This is a genomic window from Protofrankia sp. Cr1, from assembly GCF_963555865.1.
GTDB lineage: Bacteria > Actinomycetota > Actinomycetes > Frankiales > Frankiaceae > Protofrankia.
On sequence record NZ_CAUVXO010000300.1, the window covers coordinates 4,001 to 5,420 of the forward strand.

A 1,420-nucleotide genomic window follows, 5' to 3' on the forward strand; every position below is an offset into this window, starting at 1 on the left:
TAAGTATCAATACAGACACTACGTTCATGACCGAGATGGCCCCGCGGCCGGCGCCGGCACGCACGCGGAGCGCGACGAAGCCACCCCGACGGGCCGGTCGGGCAGCAATGGCGGCAGCCGTTGTCATGATCGCGCTCACGGTGCGCGCGACGATGTTCGATTATCACTCGGCGGACTACGTCATGTTCCTGAAACCCTGGTACGACCATATCTCCACTAATGGCGGATATCACGCCCTTCGAGCTGATTTTTCAGATTACAATGTTCCATACCTCTACCTGATGACCCTCCTGACGTACCTGCCGGTACCCGCGCTCGCCGGGATCAAAATCATCTCGGTGCTGTTCGATCTACTGCTCGCATTCTTCACATATCGGATCGTGCAGCTACGCTTTCCCGACTCATGGCAATCGTTCGCGGCCGCGACCGCGGTGCTGTTCCTGCCCACGGTGGTTGCGAACAGCGCGCGCTGGGGGCAGGCGGACTCAATCTTCACGGCCTTCCTGGTCGGCGGGGTCTACTCCGTGCTCCGAGCCCGCCCCTGGCTGGCCGGCGCCTTCTTCGGCCTCGCGCTGGGGTTCAAACTGCAGGCAGTCTTCATCTTTCCGCTCCTGGGCATCCTGGCCCTCAGCAGACGGCTGCCATGGCCGTCGTTGCTTGCCATTCCCGGGGTGTACCTGGCGCTCGATGTGCCCGCGCTGCTCCTGGGCGCATCACCGGAAAAGCTTCTGACGGTCTACGCAAGGCAGACCGGCGCCTACCAGCAGTTGACACTCAACGCCGCTTCGGTATATCAGTTCATCGCCGCGGGCACACACGCTGACATCCTGCGTACGGCGGGAGTCGTGTTCACCGGCGCGCTCGTGGCCATCCTGACCGGCCTTACTGTCCGTAGTCACGTCGACCTGACCCCGACCCGCATCGTGTTGCTTGCCACCGCGTCGGTCATCGCTGTACCGTTTTTTCTACCGTCGATGCACGAACGGTATTTCTACCCGGCGGACGTCCTCAGCGTAATTGCCGCCTGCTACCTACCCCGCCGATTGTGGTATCTACCGGTCGCCGTTCAGGTCGCATCCTTCCTGACATACCTGACGTACTTCGCGCAGAGTTCCCAACCCGCGGGCGGAGGCGCCACCGGAAACGGCGCCGTGAGCGGTGCCGGCGGAAACGCGGCGGCATTCCCGCCGGCACCAGAACTCAGACTGGCGGCGGCGCTCATGGCACTGGCCCTGGTAGCCGTACTCTGGACCACGGTCCGAGAATTCCGCGCACATGTTCAATCAACTCCCGCCACCGGCGGTACAGGCAACCGGGCGTGCAGTAGCCGCTGTCGCCCACCGCGGGCTTTCAGCCGACTCCCAGGGTTGCGTCAGGTCCACATCAGCATGAGCCGACACGATGGCACTATGACGGCGAC

Annotated in this window: 1 protein-coding gene; it reads left to right on the forward strand. The window is 63.2% G+C overall.

What is annotated here, in order from left to right:
• Positions 1-107: 107 nt before the first annotated feature.
• The coding region (locus U9980_RS19595) for a glycosyltransferase 87 family protein (RefSeq protein WP_322769252.1) at positions 108-1,420 on the forward strand (1,313 nt) is incomplete at its 3' end.